Annotated in this window: 16 protein-coding genes; all 16 read left to right on the top strand. The window is 69.3% G+C overall.

The features are described 5' to 3' along the window. The first annotated feature begins 25 nt into the window (after positions 1-25). Genes ACOGXI_RS03655 through bshC form a run of 16 tightly spaced genes read left to right on the top strand, consistent with a single transcriptional unit; the run spans position 26 to position 17,276 of the window. Positions 26-520 carry a UvrB/UvrC motif-containing protein gene (locus ACOGXI_RS03655; protein ID WP_419937532.1) on the top strand — a complete coding sequence of 165 codons (495 nt, stop codon included), beginning with the start codon at positions 26-28 and terminating at the stop codon, positions 518-520. Then, positions 517-1,608, top strand: a complete 1,092-nt coding sequence (locus ACOGXI_RS03650; protein ID WP_419937531.1) for an ATP--guanido phosphotransferase — start codon at positions 517-519, stop codon at positions 1,606-1,608. Before ACOGXI_RS03655 ends, ACOGXI_RS03650 begins: the two co-directional genes overlap by 4 nt. Positions 1,609-1,650: 42 nt before the next feature. Further along, positions 1,651-4,140: an ATP-dependent Clp protease ATP-binding subunit gene (locus tag ACOGXI_RS03645; protein WP_419937530.1), complete on the top strand. Its 2,490-nt coding sequence runs from the start codon at positions 1,651-1,653 to the stop codon at positions 4,138-4,140. Continuing rightward, positions 4,137-6,566: an outer membrane protein assembly factor BamA gene (bamA, locus tag ACOGXI_RS03640; protein WP_419937529.1), complete on the top strand. Its 2,430-nt coding sequence runs from the start codon at positions 4,137-4,139 to the stop codon at positions 6,564-6,566. The genes ACOGXI_RS03645 and bamA overlap by 4 nt, the downstream gene beginning before the upstream one ends. Positions 6,567-6,584: 18 nt before the next feature. Beyond that, positions 6,585-7,202, top strand: coding sequence for an OmpH family outer membrane protein (locus ACOGXI_RS03635; RefSeq protein ID WP_419937528.1), 618 nt, complete (start codon positions 6,585-6,587; stop codon positions 7,200-7,202). A 30-nt stretch (positions 7,203-7,232) separates the two neighbouring features. Continuing rightward, the gene (lpxD, locus tag ACOGXI_RS03630; protein ID WP_419937527.1) at positions 7,233-8,303 is read left to right on the top strand and encodes a UDP-3-O-(3-hydroxymyristoyl)glucosamine N-acyltransferase; all 1,071 of its coding nucleotides are present in this window, start codon (positions 7,233-7,235) and stop codon (positions 8,301-8,303) included. Continuing rightward, positions 8,300-9,181 (top strand): UDP-3-O-acyl-N-acetylglucosamine deacetylase, encoded by an 882-nt coding sequence (gene lpxC / locus ACOGXI_RS03625; protein ID WP_419937526.1) that lies wholly within the window; start codon positions 8,300-8,302, stop codon positions 9,179-9,181. Before lpxD ends, lpxC begins: the two co-directional genes overlap by 4 nt. Continuing rightward, positions 9,181-9,609, top strand: a complete 429-nt coding sequence (fabZ, locus tag ACOGXI_RS03620) for a 3-hydroxyacyl-ACP dehydratase FabZ (RefSeq protein WP_419940149.1) — start codon at positions 9,181-9,183, stop codon at positions 9,607-9,609. The genes lpxC and fabZ overlap by 1 nt, the downstream gene beginning before the upstream one ends. Then, a complete protein-coding gene (gene lpxA, locus ACOGXI_RS03615; protein WP_419937525.1) occupies positions 9,606-10,460 on the top strand; it encodes an acyl-ACP--UDP-N-acetylglucosamine O-acyltransferase in 855 nt (284 codons plus the stop codon). Before fabZ ends, lpxA begins: the two co-directional genes overlap by 4 nt. Beyond that, positions 10,457-11,431, top strand: coding sequence for a Gfo/Idh/MocA family protein (locus ACOGXI_RS03610; RefSeq protein WP_419937524.1), 975 nt, complete (start codon positions 10,457-10,459; stop codon positions 11,429-11,431). The genes lpxA and ACOGXI_RS03610 overlap by 4 nt, the downstream gene beginning before the upstream one ends. Beyond that, complete coding sequence (locus ACOGXI_RS03605; RefSeq protein ID WP_310778316.1) at positions 11,409-11,543, top strand: hypothetical protein; 135 nt, start codon at positions 11,409-11,411, stop codon at positions 11,541-11,543. Before ACOGXI_RS03610 ends, ACOGXI_RS03605 begins: the two co-directional genes overlap by 23 nt. Beyond that, complete coding sequence (gene lpxB / locus ACOGXI_RS03600) at positions 11,540-12,703, top strand: lipid-A-disaccharide synthase (protein ID WP_419940148.1); 1,164 nt, start codon at positions 11,540-11,542, stop codon at positions 12,701-12,703. The genes ACOGXI_RS03605 and lpxB overlap by 4 nt, the downstream gene beginning before the upstream one ends. Before the next feature lie 17 nt (positions 12,704-12,720). After that, a complete protein-coding gene (locus tag ACOGXI_RS03595; RefSeq protein WP_419937523.1) occupies positions 12,721-14,463 on the top strand; it encodes a tetraacyldisaccharide 4'-kinase in 1,743 nt (580 codons plus the stop codon). Next, positions 14,460-14,936 (top strand): 23S rRNA (pseudouridine(1915)-N(3))-methyltransferase RlmH, encoded by a 477-nt coding sequence (locus tag ACOGXI_RS03590; RefSeq protein ID WP_419937522.1) that lies wholly within the window; start codon positions 14,460-14,462, stop codon positions 14,934-14,936. Before ACOGXI_RS03595 ends, ACOGXI_RS03590 begins: the two co-directional genes overlap by 4 nt. Before the next feature lie 7 nt (positions 14,937-14,943). Beyond that, complete coding sequence (locus ACOGXI_RS03585) at positions 14,944-15,696, top strand: class I SAM-dependent methyltransferase (RefSeq protein WP_419937521.1); 753 nt, start codon at positions 14,944-14,946, stop codon at positions 15,694-15,696. Next, complete coding sequence (gene bshC, locus ACOGXI_RS03580) at positions 15,693-17,276, top strand: bacillithiol biosynthesis cysteine-adding enzyme BshC (protein WP_419937520.1); 1,584 nt, start codon at positions 15,693-15,695, stop codon at positions 17,274-17,276. Before ACOGXI_RS03585 ends, bshC begins: the two co-directional genes overlap by 4 nt. The last annotated feature ends 116 nt before the right edge of the window (positions 17,277-17,392 follow it).

Below are 17,392 nucleotides of genomic sequence, written 5' to 3'. Positions count from 1 at the left end.
CCGGGCGACGTAACGGAGAAACGCGATGGATTGCGAGAACTGCGGGGAGCGCAAGGCGAAGATCACCCTCACCGAGATCGAGAACAACGAGATGCGCACGCTCAATCTCTGTTCGACCTGCGCGACACTGAAGGGTGTATCGGCCGGCGGCGGATCCGCGCCCATGGCGGATCTGCTGGCGCACCTTGGCGGGACCGCCGGGGACACGCTGTTCGACGAGGCCGGCGAGGCGTGCGAGTACTGCGGCACCGGGGCGGGCGACTTCCGGAAGTCGGGGAGGCTGGGTTGCCCGCAGTGCTACGCGCAGTTCCACCGGCAGCTCCGGGCGCTCCTGCGCCGCGTGCACGGCTCCTCGCAGCACATGGGGAAGGTGTACGTGAGCACGGCCCTCGACGCGGACCCCGAGCAGGTTCGCCTCTCCACCCTCCGGCGACGCCTCGAGCGGGCCGTGGAGATCGAAGACTTCGAATCGGCGGCGGACCTCAGAGACGCGATCCACGCCCTGACGGAGGTGTCGTGACGGACGAGCCGGCGGCCGCGCCGGCCATCGGAACCCACGGTCTCGACTGGTTGGACGAAGAGAGCCCCGATGGCGATATCGTCGTCTCGAGTCGGGTGCGACTCGCCCGCAACCTCCAGGGGTATTCCTTCTCCGCGCACGCGACCGGCGAAGAGCGCGAGGCCCTGCTCGAGAAGGCGCGGGTGGCGACGGAGGCCGCGGGCGTGCTCGAAGAGGTCGATTTCTGGGAGATCTCGCGCCTCGACCCGGTGGATCGCCTGCTCCTGCTCGAACGACGCCTCGTCAGCAAGGAACTCATCGGCGGACCCGAAACCGGACCGCGTCGCGGCTCGGGCCTCGCCCTGTCCCGGACGCGGACGCTCGGCATGATGGTGAACGAGGAGGATCACCTCCGGCTGCAGACGCTGCGCGGGGGCTTCCAGCTCGCAGCCGCGTGGCGCGACCTCGACCAGCTGGACGAGGAGATCGGCGCCCGTCTTCCGTACGCCTTCCATCAGGAGTTCGGCTTCCTCACCTCCTGTCCGACGAATGTGGGGACCGGGCTGCGGGCCTCCGTCTTCATCCATTTGCCCGGTCTCGTCCTCACCCGCCAGATCCGCAAGGTGCTGGAGGGCATGGGGCAACTCGGCGTGACCTACCGGGGTCTATACGGAGAGGGTTCGAGGATCGTGGGGAACCTGTTCCAGATTTCGAACCAGACGACTCTGGGCAAGACCGAGGAGGATCTGATCGACCAGCTCGAACGCCTGGTCGGCCGCGTCATCGGATACGAGAAGCAGGCGCGCGCCGTACTGCTGCGCGAAGCGCCGAACGTGCTCGAGGACAAGGTCTGGCGGGCCTACGGGATTCTGCGTCACGCAAGGAGCCTGCCCTTCGAAGAGATGATGAACCTCCTCTCCGGAGTCCGACTCGGCATCTCGCTGAAACTTCTGAAAACACCCCGGGTAGACGTGATCAGCCGCATGATGATCCATGCCCAGACCGCACATCTCGCGCGCGAGGCGGGACGCCGGCTCGATGAGGCGGATGCGGACGCGTTCCGCGCGAGCTACGTTCGAAGAGCCTTGAATCGCGCGGGATCGCACTGAATCACGCCACCGGCCGTTTCGTCGACGCCACATGAGGCCCGGATGAACTACAACTTCACGGATCGTGTTCGGAAGGTGCTCGCCATGGCGCGCGAGGAGGCCATCCGCCTCAAGCACGATTACGTGGGCACGGAGCACATCCTCCTCGGCCTGATTCGCGAAGGCGAGGGCGTTGCCGCCGCGGTTCTGGCCAACCTGTCCGCCGACCTCGAAGAGCTGAAGCGGCTCGTGGAGGGGAATATCCGGACCGGGAAGAGCAGTTCGTCGATCGGCGAACTCCCGTACACGACGCAGGCGAAGAACGTGCTCGAGCACGCGATGGCCGAAACGGAGGAACTCAACCACACCTACGTGGGGACGGAACACCTTCTGCTCGGCCTTCTCCGCCAGGAGAAGGGGCTCGCGGCCAAGGCGCTCGGAGAGGCCGGAATCGGACTCGACAACGCGCGGGCCGAGACGCTGAAGCTGCTCGGGACGGACATGCCGGCCGGCGGCGCGCCCGCCGCGGCCTCCGTATCCGACCCCGCAAGTTCGTCCGGCAAGAAGGGGGAAAAGAAGTCGAAGACCCCGGCGCTGGACCATTTCTGCCGGGATCTCACGCAGCTCGCAAGCCAGGGAAAACTCGACCCGACGATCGGCAGGTTGGGCGAGATCGAGCGCATGATGGAGGTCCTCTCGCGCCGCAAGAAGAACAACCCCGTGCTCATCGGCGAGCCGGGAGTGGGCAAGACGGCGATCGTCGAAGGGCTCGCCCAGGCGATCCAGCGGGGCGATGTGCCGGACAGCCTGAAGCGGCACCGCGTCCTTGGGCTCGACATGGCCGCGGTCATCGCCGGCACCAAATACCGGGGTCAGTTCGAGGAGCGCCTCAAGGCGATCGTGAACGAGACCTCGCAGGCGAAGAGCGTCATCCTCTTCATCGATGAACTGCACACGCTGGTCGGCGCCGGCGCGGCGGAAGGCGCGATCGACGCATCGAACATGCTCAAGCCGGCCCTCTCCCGCGGGGAGCTGCAGTGCGTGGGCGCCTCCACGCTGAACGAGTACCGGAAGTACATCGAGAAGGACGGGGCGCTGGAACGCCGCTTCCAGACCGTGATCGTCGAAGCTCCGACCATCGACGAGACCGTCGAGATCCTTCAGGGTCTGCGGAAGTACTACGAGGACCACCACAACGTGGATATCCCGGATGCGTCGCTCTCCGCCGCCGCCCGGCTGGCGGAGCGCTACATCACGGACCGGTTTCTCCCGGACAAGGCCATCGACGTGATCGATGAGGCCGGCGCCCGATCGAGGCTCGCCGCCCAGGTGCCGCCCGCCGAGGTGCAGGAATTCCACGCGAAGCTCGAGGAACTCGCGGAGTGGAAGGACGCGGCGATCAGCGACCAGGACTTCGAGCGCGCCGCCTACCTCAGGGACCGCGAGAAGGAGGTTCAGGAGGAGATCAAGCGCCGGCGCGACGAGTGGGAGCGTGCGCGGGCCGAGTTCCGCCCCACGGTCGAAGAGGACGACATCGCCTTCATCGTGGGCCGCTGGACGGGGATTCCCGTGACCCGGCTCAGGGAAGCGGAAACGGATCGCCTGCTCCGCATGGAGGACGAACTGCACGAGAGCGTCGTCGGGCAGGACGAGGCCATCGAGGCGGTGAGTCGCGCCATCCGCCGCGGGCGGGCGGGTCTGAAGGATCCCGACCGCCCCATCGGGAGCTTCATTTTCTGCGGTCCGACGGGGGTGGGGAAGACCGAACTGGCGCGGGCTCTGGCGCGCTTTCTGTTCGCGGAGGAGAGCGCGCTCGTGCGCGTGGACATGTCGGAGTACATGGAGAAGTTCTCCGTGAGCCGTCTCATCGGCGCGCCTCCGGGCTACGTCGGTTACGAGGAATCCGGCGCGCTCACGAAGGCCATCCGGCGCCGGCCGTACAGCGTCGTCCTGCTCGACGAGATCGAGAAGGCGCACCCCGATGTCTTCAACATCCTCCTCCAGGTGCTCGACGAGGGTCGGCTGACGGACAACTACGGCCGGGTCATCGACTTCAAGAACACCGTCGTCATCATGACATCGAACGTCGGGAGCCGGGACATCGGCAGTTCGACGCGCGTGGGCTTCACGGAGGAAGCGAGCGGGATCGACTACGAGCGGATCCGGGAACGAGTCTCGGACGAGATCGACCGCGTGTTCACGCCCGAGTTCCTGAACCGGGTCGAAGCGACGATCGTCTTCCATCCGCTCTCGAAGGAGCAACTGGGAGAGATCGTGCATATCCAGCTCCGTGAGGTGCAGAAACGCCTCGCGGAGGAGCGCCTCGAACTCGAACTGACCGATGCCGCGATCCGTTTCCTCGTGGACCGCGGCTATGACGAGAAGTTCGGGGCGCGTCCGCTCAAGCGCACGATTCAACGGCATGTCGAGGATGCGCTCTCCGAGCGGATCCTGATGGCCGACTTCGAGCCCGGCGATCAGATCCTCGTGGACATCGCCGAAGATGAGGACAGCCTGGTGTTCGCCACGCCCACGACTTCTTCGGCGAAATGAACCGCCGGCGGCCGCTCGCCGGCGCGGCGGGCGGACTGGTGCTGACGGGCGTGATCCTCGGGCTCGCCGCGGTGGAGCCAGCGGCGGCACAGATCCAGCTCGACCAGTCCTCCGTGCGCGTCGATTCGGTCGTGGTCGTGGGGAACCAGCGCCACTCCGAGAACCTCATCATCACGCGGAGCGGCCTCCGCGCGGGCAACGTCGTGCGCCAGCCCCAGATCCAGGACGCCATCCGACGCCTCTTCAGCACCGGGGATTTCTCCGACATCGAGATCGGAGTGGCGGAGTCGGACGATCCCGAGCGCGGCGTGTTCTACATCCGCGTGGAGGAACGGCCCTACATCACGCAGTACGCGTTCAGGGGACTGGAACGGGTGGACGAAGATGTCATCCGCGACACCATCGGCCTCGCGAGCAACAGTCCGCTCGACCCCAGCCGGATCGGCCGTGCGCGCGTCACGATCCTCGAACTGTTGTCGAACGAAGGGTTTCCGACGGCGAGCGTGGATACGCTCATCCGCCCGGACCCGGCGTTCCCCCCCGACCTGCTCGTCGTTTTCGACGTGGACGAAGGGCCGCGGCTCGGGGTGACGGCGATCACGTTCGAGGGGAACGAAGCGTTCACGGATGCGGAACTCCGGGCGGCGATGGCCACCGATGAGGAGGGGTTCTTCTGGTTCGATTCGGGCGAACTCAAGCAGGACGAATTCCGGCGCGATCTGACGGAGCGGCTCCCTGAGTTCTACCGCTCGAACGGCTACCTGGACTTCGAAGTTCTCGGCGACTCGGTCATATCGGACCGCGTCACCGGGAAGGGCCGGATCGAAATCCGCGTCGAGGAAGGGGCCCGGTATCTGCTCGAAGATCTGAGGATCACCGGGAACCGCGCTTTCCCGCTCGCGACGATCGAACCGATCGTGCGCCGCGGACAGCACGAGGCCGAGGGTGACGAGGCGTATCCTCCCTTCAACTTCACCGCCTTCTACGCTTCGCCGGCGGACCTCGGAGACCTGTACCGGAACAACGGGTATCTCGCCTCGCGCGTCACACCGGACGTGCGGCGCGTGGACGCCCCCGAAGGCGAGCCGCCCCGCGTTACCGCCCATCTCATCATCGAGGAAGGCGCGCGGAGCTATGTCCGGGAGATCGCGATCGAGGGGAACACGGCCACGCACGACCGCGTGATCCGGAACCGCCTGCTCATCTTCCCCGGGGACGTGTACTCGCAGGAACGTCTGATCCAGTCGTTCCAGAACATCCAGGGGCTGAACTTCTTCGAGCCGCTGCCTCCGGACGAGGCGATCAACATCCGCCCGCGCCCGGACGGGGACATCGACATCTCGCTGCGCGTGCAGGAGAAGCAGACGGGCACGCTGAACTTCGGGATCACGGCCTCCGGTTTCACCGGACTTGCGGGGTTCATCGGCTATTCGCAGCCGAACCTGTTCGGACTCGCGAAGACGGGAAGCTTCCGCTGGATCTTCGGCCGCCGGCAGCGGGACCTCGACATCAGCTACTCCGATCCGGAACTCCTCGGAAGCCACTATTCCGCAAATGTCACGCTCCGGAGTTCGCGCGACCAGTTCACCGGCTTCAGCCTCGGGGACCGCCGCCAGACGGGCGGGCTGACCGAAGTCGGCATCCCCATCTTCGGGATACGAAACACGCGCGTCTTCGTGGGATACTCCCTCTTCGACGACGACGTGCGGGGGCTGGACACCACGAACGTGATCGGGCGGCGGTTCTCGCTCTTCTCCGGCTTGCGGTCCGCGCTTTCCTGGCGACTGGTCCAGGACAGCCGGAACAATCCCCTGTTCGCGACGAGCGGCGCCCGGAACCAGCTCGCGCTCCGGCAGACGGGCGGCTTTCTGGGAGGGGACGGGAACTACCGGAAACTCGACCTGACGAGCGAGTGGTTCGTGCCGGTGGGCCGGCTGGGCGGAGGCCCCGGGAGCACGAGCCCGCCCATCGAACTCACCTTCGGCCTCAGCTTCGAGGCGGGGCTCATCATGGGCCGGAACCCGTTTTTCACCGAACGCTACTACGCGGGGGGCACGCAGGCGGGGATCCAGTTACGAGGGTATGACGAGGCCTCGGTGACCCCATCGGGGCACATCCCGAACGACGCCCCCTTCAGCGACCTCGATCGCGTGGGAGAATCGTTCTTCCGGACCGGCGTGACTTTCGGGATCAAGCTCACGAGCAGCATCTTCATGAGTGCTTTCATGGACGCCGGGAACGTCTGGCTGGACAGCAGCCAGCTCAATCCGACGGACCTTCTGGTGGGGGCCGGGATCGGCGCGAGTCTCGTCACGCCCTTCGGTCCCCTGGGTCTCGACTACGCATACGGGTTTGACCGGCGCGATGTCCTGGGCCGGCCGGATCCGGGTTGGCAACTGCACTTCAAGTTCGGACGAGTGTTCTGAACCGAGAGGGATACCGACATGAACTGGATTCACAGGGGCGCGGGGTCGGCGGTGATGGGCGCGCTGGCGCTCGGCGCACTCATCGCGGGTCCTCTGGCCGGCCAGGAACAGCCGGGGGAGCCGCCGGCGCCGCCGGCGCTGGAGGCCGTCCCGCTGCCCCCCGAGGGGACGCCGATCGTCTACGTGAACACGCAGGCCATCCTCCCCGTCGCGCCCGGCGCGGATTCGGCCGGCGCCGCGTTTCAGCGTCTTTCCGTCGAGTTCGAGGGTGAACTCGAGGCTTTCGCGATGGAGATCGACTCCCTCATCGCGGCATATCAGCAGCAGCAGTCGCTGCTCGACCCGGCGGGGCGCCAGCAGAAAGAGGGGGAGATCCGCGACAAGCAGCAGCAGGCGGCGACGAGACAGCAGGAACTGAACGTCGAACTGGATCGGCGTCGTGCGGAACTGCTCGAACCGATCGTGGTGCGGGTGAACGAGATCATCGAGGAGATCCGCGCGGAACGCAGCTACTCGATCGTGCTCGACATCGCCGCGGGCGTGGTGGCGGCGGACACGTCGCTCGACATCACGACGGCGGTCCTCGAGCGTCTCGGGGTGGACCTCGCCGCCCTCTCGGCCCAGCCCGGCGGCTAGTGTCGGGGCGAGTCCGGCCCCGTTCCGCGAATGCCGGCGTACACGGTCTCCGATCTCGCCCGCCGCGTGGGCGCGGATGTGCTGGGTGATCCCGACCGTCGATTGAGCGGCGTCGCCTCGCTCGACGTTGCCGGACCGGGAGACCTCGCATTCTTCGCCCGCGCAGCGCTGCGGGAGGCCGTCCACGGGACCCGGGCGGGGGCGGTATTGACCCCGCGGGGCTTCGAACCGCGCGGCGTCCGGTTCACCGTCCTCAAGGTCGACAACCCTCGTCTCTCCTTCGCCAGGATCGTGCGGCTGTTCCATCCGGAGCCGGAGCCCCCGCCGGGGATCCATCCGTCCGCCCGGATCGGCGAGGGGGCGCGGATCGACGATGCGGTGTCGCTGGGTCCGGGCGTGGTGGTGGAAGACGGAGCCCGGATCGGGCGTGGAACGTGGGTGGGACCGGGGACACTCATCGGCCGCGGAGCCCGGCTCGGCGTCGACTGCCGGCTCGGCCACGCCGTCTCCATCCTCCACGACGTCGAGCTGGGCGACCGGGTGCGCGTGCACGCCGGCGCGCGCATCGGGACGGATGGTTTCGGGTACGTGCCGGGGCCGGACGGTGCGTACAAGGTGCCGCAGGTCGGCGGCTGCGTGATCGGAGCGGACGTCGAGATCGGAGCGAACTGCACGATCGACCGCGGCGCGCTCGATGACACGCGGATCGGAGACCGGACCAAGCTCGACAACCTCGTGCACGTGGGACACAACGTTCGGGTCGGGAGCGACTGCCTTATCGCCGCGCACGTGGGCATCGCGGGGAGCTGCGACATCGGCGACGGAACGCAGTTTGGCGGCCAGGCCGGCGTGGCCGGCCACCTGACGATCGGCGCCGGCGCGCGCATCGCGGGGCAGACGGGCGTGGTTCGGGACGTGCCCCCGGGAGCGGAGCTGGGAGGGACGCCGGCCCGGCCTCAACGGTCATGGCTGAAGGAGGCCGCTCACCTGAGCCGGCTGTCGGGCCTGTTTCATCGCGTCGCGAGGCTCGAGCGGCGGTCGGGCGCCCGCGAGGGCGAGCGGCCAGGCCCGGGGCGCCGGTCGGACGACGGAAGCGCTTGACGGCGAAACAGCGCACGATCGCGCGGGCCGTGGAGGTCCGCGGGTACGGCATACACACGGGCGAGCTTGCCGTCGTCAGGCTCCGTCCCGCGCCCGAGCACGGCGGTCTGCGCTTCCGCCGCGCCGATCTTCCCGGAGCGCCCGAGATCCCCGCCACGGTGGAGTCCATACACTCCGCCCACCGCGAGACCGCCCTCCGAAGCGGCGAAGCCGTGGTTCGCACCGCCGAACACGTGCTCGCCGCGGCGCACGGGCTGACGCTCGACAACCTCCGGATCGACGTCTCCGGGCCCGAACTTCCCGCTCTCGACGGGAGCGCCGCCATGTGGTGCGACCGGCTGCTGGACGCCGGACCTGTCACGCAGGCAGCGGAGGCGCCGAGCCTCCGGATCGACCGCCCGCTCCACCTGGAGGTCGGGGGAACCCGGTACGATGTCCTCCCGGCGGAGACCGCCCGGATCTCGGCGACCATCGACTTCGATCACCCTCTCATCGGGCGGCAGTCCGCGAGCGCGCGGCTGGAGCCCGCGGAGTTCCTGCGGGAGATCGCGCCGGCCCGCACCTTCGGCCTGTCCGCATGGGGGGAGGCGCTGCGGGAGCAGGGACTCGCCCTCGGCGCGACGCCGAAAAACACGCTCGTCCTTTCCGCGGATGGGCTTGAAGCCGGGCAGAACCTCCGTTTCCCGGATGAGTTCGTGCGCCACAAGATTCTCGACATCGTCGGCGACCTCGCCCTCGTGGGCGCGAGGCTGCAATGTCATGTGGTCGCGGAACGGCCGGGACATCACGGCAATCTGGAACTCGCCCGCCGGCTGGTGTCGTGCCGCACGACACGGGGAGCCGGATTGCGCGAGAACGAGACGAACGAGGAAGGGTGATGGACGTCACCGAAATACTGAACATCCTCCCGCACCGGTATCCGATGCTCCTGGTGGATCGCGTGCTGGAGATGGAGCCGGGGCAGCGGATCGTCGGCCTGAAGAACGTGAGCGCGAACGAACCGTTCTTCGCCGGGCATTTTCCCGGCCGTCCCGTGATGCCCGGCGTGCTCATCATCGAGGCGCTGGCCCAGTGCGGGGGACTCCTGCTGATGGGCGGCCTGGAAAACCCCGAGGACAAGGTCATCTACTTCCTGTCGGTGGACGGTGTGAAATTCCGGCGGCCCGTCATCCCCGGCGACCAGTTGATCCTCGAGCTCGACCTCGTTCAGGGGCGGGGCAAGCGCGGCAAACTGAAGGGGGTGGCCCGGGTCGACGGCAGGGTCGCGGCGGAGGCCACGATTCTGGGGCAGGTCATGGACCGGTGACGTCGGCGGGCTACGCCCCGGGGCGCCATGCGACGGCGGTCGTCGATGCGTCGGCGAGCATCGCTTCCAGCGCTACCGTGGGCGCGTACACCGTGATCGGTCCCGACGTGGAGGTCGGCGAACGCGTCCGGATCGGCCCTCACGTGCTCATCGAGCGGGACACGCGCGTGGCCGAGGATGTGCGCATCGCGAAGGGGGCCGTCCTGGGTTCGGACCCGCAGGACCTGAAATACGCGGGGGAACGCACCTTCCTGGAGATCGGCGCCCGCACCGTGGTGCGCGAGTTCACGACGCTGAACCGGGGGACGGCCGCGAGCGGCCTGACTTCGGTCGGGGCGGACACGCTCGTGATGGCCTACGTGCACATCGCCCATGACTGCCTCATCGGGGATCATGTCGTCCTCGCGAACGGCGTCACCATGGGAGGGCACGTCGAGATCGGAGATTGGGGGATCGTCGGAGGGCTCACGGGCATCCACCAGTTCACGCGCATCGGCCGCCACGCGATGGTTGGAGGAGGCGCCCGCGTCTCGCGCGACGTTGCGCCGTACACGCTCGCCGGGGGAAGTCGGACCCGCACGTACGGCGTCAACCGTATCGGCCTCGAGCGCCGGGGATTCGAGCCCGAGGCGATCCGCGCGCTGCAGGCCGCATACCGGACGATTTTCCGGTCCGGCGACCCGCTCCGGACGAGTCTCGATCGCGTCCGGCGGGGAGAGATGACGCCCGAAGTGCGGGAACTCGTGCAGTTCATCCGCGATTCCGAGCGGGGCGTGACCGCGACCCGCGTCGGACCGGACGATGACCTCCCGCCGGAGCCGCGCGAGACGAAGTCCCGGTCCGCCGTGTGAGCCGGATCCCGGCCGGCGTCGTCGGGGTCGGGAAGCTGGGCGCCGAGCACGCCCGGCTCCTCGCGACGAGCGACGCCTTCGCGTTGGAGGGGGTCCACGACCGGTCGGCAGAGCGGGCGAAGACGGTCGCGGACACGTGGTCCGTGCCGGCCTTCCCGGAGGCGGAGACGCTCCTCGACCGCGTCGAAGCCGTCGTCATCGCGGTGCCCACTCCGGCGCACCATGAGGTTGCGACCGCAGCGATCCGGGCGGGGTGCCACGCGCTGGTCGAGAAACCGCTCGCCGCGAGCCTCGCCGAGGCGGATGAGATCCTCGCGCTCGCGGAGGAGAAGGGTGTCGTTCTCGGAGTCGGTCACGTGGAGCGCTTCAACGGCATCCTCCTCGCCGCGGATCCGTGGCTGGATCGACCGCGGTTCATCGAGTCGCTGCGCATGGCGCCGTTTCAGCCCCGGGGGGCGGACACCACGGTGATCCTGGATCTCATGATCCACGACATCGACCTCGTCCTCACCTTGACGGAGGCGCCGTTGGCGGACGTGCGCGCGGTCGGCGTGCCCGTCATTTCCCCCCGGATCGACCTCGCCAACGCGCGCCTTTCCTTCGAGGACGGTACGGTGGCGAACATCACCGCGAGCCGGGTGGCGCTGAAGGCGATCCGGAAGCTGCGGTTGTTCCAGCGCTCCGGGTACTTCAGCTTGGACCTGGCGGCCGGAACGGGACATCACTACAGGCGGCGCGATCCGCAGACCGTGACCGAAATCACGGGAGTGGAGGCGATGGTGGAGCATATGCCGCTGGAGGCTCGCGGCGGCGAGGCGCTCGCCCGGGAACTCGCGGCCTTCGCCGACGCGATCGCAGGACGTCCGAGCCGCCTGGTATCGGGTCGCGCGGGCAGGGAAGCGCTGGAAGTCGCGATCCGGATCACCCGCGAAATCGAGGAGTTCGTGCATGTCGTTGCTCAAGATTCGTGAGGAGCGGAAGAAGCTCGGAGGCGCGGTCAAGCGGGGACCCCGGACGCTGGTCCTCCTCATTCTCCTGGCGCTCGTCCTCATGCTGATGGCCTACCTCGGCCGGGTGTCCTGACCCCACATCCACGCCGGCGGCCGGCGGTCTTCATCTCCGCCGGCGAATCCTCGGGGGACCACCACGGCGCGGCGGTCGCACGGGAGATCCGCCGGAAGCTGCCCGAGGCAAGGCTGTTCGGGATCGGAGGCGCCGAGATGGACGCGGCCGGTGTGTCGAGGATCGCCGGGCTGGATGAGTTGTCGGTGATGGGGGGGACGGAGGTGCTGCGGCGTCTGCCGGGCTTCCTTCGACTGGAGCGCAGGATCCGGCGCCTCTTCGTGACGGAGGAGGTGCGATTGTTCCTTCCGATCGATTACCCGGGGCTGAACCTTCGGCTCGCTCGAAGCGCGCGGCGGGGGGGACGCCGGGTCCTCTACTACATCGCGCCGCAGGTGTGGGCCTGGCGGGAGCGCCGGGCGAGAAAGCTCCGGCGCGACTGCGACCGCGTCCTCACGGTGCTCCCGTTCGAAGCACCGCTGCTCGAGCGGTACGGCGTGCGGACGGAGTTCGTCGGGCACCCGCTCCTTGACGGTCCGCGCCCTCCGGGAGACGGTGCGGGGGCTCGCGCGGCCGCGCAGCGCCGAACATCCGGTGCGAGGAGGGTGATCGGACTCTTCCCGGGATCGCGGGCGCAGGAGGTCCGGTGCATGCTTCCGGTCTTCGCCGACGCCGCGCGGCGACTCTCGCGCCGGCATCCGGATCTCGATTTCGTCGTCGCGCGCCCCTCTCACCTGCCGGAATCGCTCTACGCCGCGGCGGGATTCCCGACCGCGGGCGCGCGCGAGGTAACGGAACGGTCCCGGGCTGCCCTCACGAAGTCCGGCACGATCACGCTCGAACTCGCGCTCGCGGGCGTGCCGATGGTGGTGGGCTACCGCATGGGCAGGCTGGAGTGGACTATCGGCCGCCGGCTGGTGCGGGTGCCGTCCATCGTACTCGTCAACCTCGTTGCGGAGGCCCCGATAGTTCCGGAGTTCCTGCAGGATCGGCTGACGGCGGAGCGCGCGGCGGAGGCGCTCGAGGCGCTCCTCGGCGAAGAGGCGCCCGAGCGGCGCGAGATGCTTCGCGGTTTCGGCGTCGTTCGCGAACGGCTCGGGAAACCCGGGTGCGCGGCCCGGGTCGCGAGGCACGCGATCGATCTCCTGGAGTCCCCGGGTGGCCCGGGCGCACCGTGCTGAGCGCTCGGCGCATCCCGTTGGATCTCGCGGTTCGGCTTGTGCGCGCCGCGCTTCCCATCAGCCGGACGTGGCGCTTCCGGCACCCCGACGACCCCCGCCGGCCGTACCGGCCTCGGTTGAAGCATGAGGTCCACGCGTGCTGGCACGAACACCTTCTTCCACTCACATGCCTCCTCGCGGGCCAGAAACTCGCCACGCTCGCGAGCCGTGACCGCGATGGCGAGATCATCTCGTGCATCCTCCGGCGCCTCGGTTACGAGGTGGCCCGGGGCTCGAGCACACGCGGCGGTTCGGCCGGCTTCCGCCAGTTGGCGCGCTCCTTCGAGGCGGGACGCGGTGTGATTCTCACGGGTGACGGACCCCGCGGTCCGCGGCGGTCGTTGAAGGAAGGCACGGCGCGCATCGCGATGCTGATGGACAGTTCCGTGACCGTGGTCGGAGTCGCGGCCTCGACCGGCCCACGGCTCCCGAGTTGGGATCGCTTCCTCATTCCCGCCCCCGGGGCCACCGTGTTCGTGTCGCTCGCTCCGGTCCTTCAGGATGGCGCTCCCGACACCGGGGACATACAGGCCGCACTCCAGCGGGAGGTGGCGCGCTGCGAGCAGGCGGCGCGGGAGGCGCGCCGCGCCCGTCCGCCGCTCATCGTGCGCGAGGGACGCGAGGGAGAGGGGTGCGAGGGGGATCGCACGCTGCGGCCGGGGCGCGGGACTCCGGTGCGGCGCTCGCTCGAACGCCGTCTCCGCGACCAGTGGCGCCGTCCGCGCGCGGCGCTGCCCCTGAGGGGGCTGGCCCGCATCTATGGCGGTGTCCACGAGGGTCGGCACCGCCTTTACGATCTCGGCCTCCTGGCCGCGCACTCCGCCGGCATCCCCGTGATATCGGTCGGCGGCGTCACGATCGGAGGGAGCGGCAAAACACCGCTCGCCGCCTGCATTGCCCGTACGCTTCAGGAGGCCGGGCATCGCCCGGCCCTTCTCGCGCGGGGATACACCGACGAGCTTGAGCTGCTCGCGCATGAAGCACCGGGAACATCGATCCGCGGCCACCCGGACCGGCTGCGGTCCGCGCGGCGGGCAGCCGCAGAGGGAGCGACGGTCGCCATCGTCGACGATGGCTTTCAGCACCGCCGCCTTTTCCGCGATCTGAACCTCCTCGTCCTCGACCGGGATGCGCTTCGTCGGACGAACCGGGCGCGACTCCCCGCCGGTCCGTTTCGCGAGTCCTGGGAACGGGCCGTCGTTCGTGCGCACGCGATCCTCACCACGGGGCGGGAACCCTGGACGGCCGAACTGTCCCGCTTCGACGGCCAACTCCGGGCCCGCATCGAGCGTCTGGCCCCCGGCGTCCCCGTGGCGACGGCCGTGTTCGGCCACGGCCCCCCCGAGGCCGCCAGCGCCGGGGCGCGCGGCTGGCCGGGATCGCCGGCACCGCGCGTTGCCTTGACCGGGATCATGAAGCCCAATCTCTTCTTCGCGCAGGCCGGCGCCGCGTGTGCGTCGGTTCGGGAGCAACTCGCGTTAAGCGATCACGGGGTTCCATCGCCGCGAGAGCGGACGGCCGTGACCCGGGCGGCGGGGCGGGGCGGCGTGCTCACCACGCGCAAGGATCTCTCCCGGCTCGGCCCGCTCTTCGACCCGGACCTGCCGATCTGGGTGCTCCCCGAGACTCTCACATGGAAGACCGGCTGGGAAGACGTGAGACGCCTGATTCGCGATACGGCATCGGACCGGAGAGACCCTGGTCCGCCGGCCGAAAAGTGACCCGAATTCTCGTGGCCTCGGTCGGACGGAACCGGGCCACCGCTCTTCGAAGGGCGACGGAGGAATATGAAGACCGCCTGCGGAGGTACATCCGCTTCGAGGCCGTCGTGGTCGCCCCGGCGCGACTTCCCGATGCGCGCGCCCCGGAAGCGCGGGAGCGGGAGGCGGCGGCCCTCGAGCGGCGGCTCCCCGACGAGCTGGAATTCATCGCGCTCACGCGCGAAGGTGAGCGCTGGACCACGCGGGCCCTCGCGGACTACCTCGACGACATGCGCACCTACGGACGGCCCGGAGCCGCGTTCGCGATCGGAGGGGCGCACGGCCTCGCCCCGCGGCTGCTCGACCGGGCTCGGGCCCGGCTCGCGCTCTCGGCCATGACGCTCCCGCACGAAGTCGCGCGACTCGTTCTCACGGAGCAACTCTACCGGGCAGCCACGATCCTCCGTGGCGAGCCGTACCACAAGGGGCCCTGAGCGAACCGTGAGCGGATCGATGAACGCCCCCGCCGAGTGGTTCAGGGACTGGTTCGGCCGAGCCTATCTCGAGCTGTACCCGCATCGGGATGAGGAGGAGGCCGCCCGCGCGGTCGCGCTCTACCGCGAGCGCACGGGGCTCGCGGCGGGCGCCCGCGTCCTCGACCTCGCCTGCGGCGCCGGGCGGCACCTGCAGCGTCTCCGGGCGGCGGATCTGCAGGCGGTCGGGATCGACCTTTCCGCACCGCTCCTCGATGCGGCCCGAGCGCGCCCGGGCGTGGACGGATCCCTCGTCCGCGCGGACATGCGCGGGCTCCCCTTCGCCGCCGGGACGTTCGACGGTCTGGTGAATTTCTTCACCTCCTTCGGCTACTTTCTCACGCCGGAAGAGGACATCGAAGTTCTCCGGGAAATCCGGCGGGTGCTGCGCCCCGGCGCCCCCTTCCTGATGGACTATCTGCACGCGGCATGGGTCATCGACCGCCTCGACCCGGAGTCCGTGGGCGAGATCAACGGAACCCCCGTGAGGCAGACGCGGTGGGTGGAAGGAGACCAGGTCTTCAAGCGGATCGAGATCGGAGGAACCGCCGGCCGCGAACCGGAGGTCTACCACGAACGTGTGCGCCTCTATTCCCCGGATGCGCTGCGCACGCTCCTCCGTGAACAGGGACTCGAGGCGACGAACACCTTCGGCGGTTACGACGGGACGCCGTTCCGAGGCGACTCGGCCCGCCTGCTGCTGATGGGACGGACACTGTGAATCCGCCTGTGAGTCCGCCGGAGAACCCGGAAATCCTCTCGCGTCCCCTGGGCGTGCCCGGCTCCATCTCGCACGCCGTCCTGGGGGCCGACGACCCCGGCTTTCTCCCGCTCGCCAGCGGTCTTGCCGCCATTCGTCCGCCCCCGCGCCCCTCCCGGCTCGGACCCGAGTCCTTCGGCGTCTCGGGAGCCGGGGCCCGCACACGCCTCGAGTCCGTCCTCCGGGGGCAGGGAGCCTTCGTCACGGCGGGGCACCAGCCCGTCCTCCTCCTCGGGCCCCTCTACGTTCTCTACAAGGCGCTCACCGCCATCTCGCTCGCCGCCCGACTCGAGCGGACGCTCGGCGCGCCCGTCGTTCCGCTGTTCTGGATCGCCTCGGACGACCACGACTGGGACGAGGTGGGAAGCGCGGCGATCCTCGACCGGTCCGACGCCGCGCGGACGCTCACCCTTCCGGTCCCCGCTGGCGGCGAGCGTCGATCCGTGGGGTCGCACGTGCTGGACGGTCCCGCAATGGACGTCCTCGACACGCTGCCGGAAATCGTTGCCGAATCGGAGTTTACCGCGCACTACCTGGAGTTGGTGCGAGATGCCTATGCCGAGGGACGTTCGGTCTCCGCGGCTTTCGCCCGCTTCCTCGCGGGCGTCCTCGGCGATCGGGGGTACGTCTGGATCGATTCCGCGAAGCCGGACGTCCGGCGCGCCGCGGTCCCCCTCTATCGCCGGCTTCTCGCCGACTGGGACGGAGCCCTGGAGGCGGAGGCGGCGGGCGGTCGCGCGCTGCTGGCGTCGGGTTTCGAGGCGCCGATCTCACGCGTCGAGGATGCGTTGCCGCTGTTTTTCGACGAGGGCGGCGGCAGACATCGGGTGCGGCGCGACGGGACGGCGCGGCCGGAAAGCTGGCACGAACGGCTGGAGGCCGCGCCCGAGAGCTTTTCGCCGAACGTCGCGTCCCGCCCCGCGCTCGAGTCCTACCTCTTCCCCGTGGTCGCGACGGTGCTGGGACCCGGCGAGATCGCGTATTGGAGCCAACTCGGGCCGCTGTTCGGCCACCTCGACGTGCCCCTTCCGTCCATCCATCCGCGCGCGGCGTGGACGTTGGTCGAGGCGCGCACGCGACGGGTTCTCGAGCGGACGGGGCTTTCGCCGCAGGATCTCGCCGGGGGAGCGGAGCCGGTCGTCGAACGCCTCACGCGGGAGGCGCGGCCGGAAGCGGTGGAGCGTGCGCTCGGGCGTTTCCGGGAGGGCGCCGAGACCGGGATGGCCGCGATCGAGGAGGCCGTGGCCCAAGAGGTGCCGGGGCTGCGCGGGGCGGCGGGGAAGATGCGGAAAGGCGTCCTCGATGCCGTCTCCGGACTGTCGCGCCAGGTGGACCGGGCGACCCGGCAACGACTCGACGTCCGGCTGGGCCAGGTGCGCCGCGCGGGGGCGAACCTCTCTCCGCGGCGGCGCCCTCAGGAACGCGTGCTGAACCCGCTCTCCTTCCTCTGCCGCTACGGGCCCGGACTCGTGGAGCGGCTCGCACGCGAGACCGACCGCCAGGTCGCATCCTTCTTGGCGGGCCGCGCGGGAGATGGATAGCTTGCGGCGTTCGCGGGTACATCGTCCCGGAGCACGCGATGGGCATACGGTGGGCACACCGGCGGGCACATCGGCGGGTACACCGCGAGCGGACGTTCTTCCACGGAGGGCGCGAC

The sequence above is a fragment of the Candidatus Palauibacter sp. genome (assembly GCF_965208055.1).
GTDB lineage: Bacteria > Gemmatimonadota > Gemmatimonadetes > Palauibacterales > Palauibacteraceae > Palauibacter.
The sequence above is the reverse complement of the archived record's forward strand: the minus strand, read 5'-3'. Positions and strand labels throughout refer to the sequence as shown.

Coding starts and splice junctions, on each gene's coding strand:
- ACOGXI_RS03655 (WP_419937532.1), top strand. CDS start 26: ATGGATTGCGAGAACTGCGGGGAGCGCAAGGCGAAGATCACCCTCACC.
- ACOGXI_RS03645 (WP_419937530.1), top strand. CDS start 1,651: ATGAACTACAACTTCACGGATCGTGTTCGGAAGGTGCTCGCCATGGCG.
- bamA (WP_419937529.1), top strand. CDS start 4,137: ATGAACCGCCGGCGGCCGCTCGCCGGCGCGGCGGGCGGACTGGTGCTG.
- ACOGXI_RS03635 (WP_419937528.1), top strand. CDS start 6,585: ATGAACTGGATTCACAGGGGCGCGGGGTCGGCGGTGATGGGCGCGCTG.
- lpxD (WP_419937527.1), top strand. CDS start 7,233: ATGCCGGCGTACACGGTCTCCGATCTCGCCCGCCGCGTGGGCGCGGAT.
- fabZ (WP_419940149.1), top strand. CDS start 9,181: ATGGACGTCACCGAAATACTGAACATCCTCCCGCACCGGTATCCGATG.
- ACOGXI_RS03605 (WP_310778316.1), top strand. CDS start 11,409: ATGTCGTTGCTCAAGATTCGTGAGGAGCGGAAGAAGCTCGGAGGCGCG.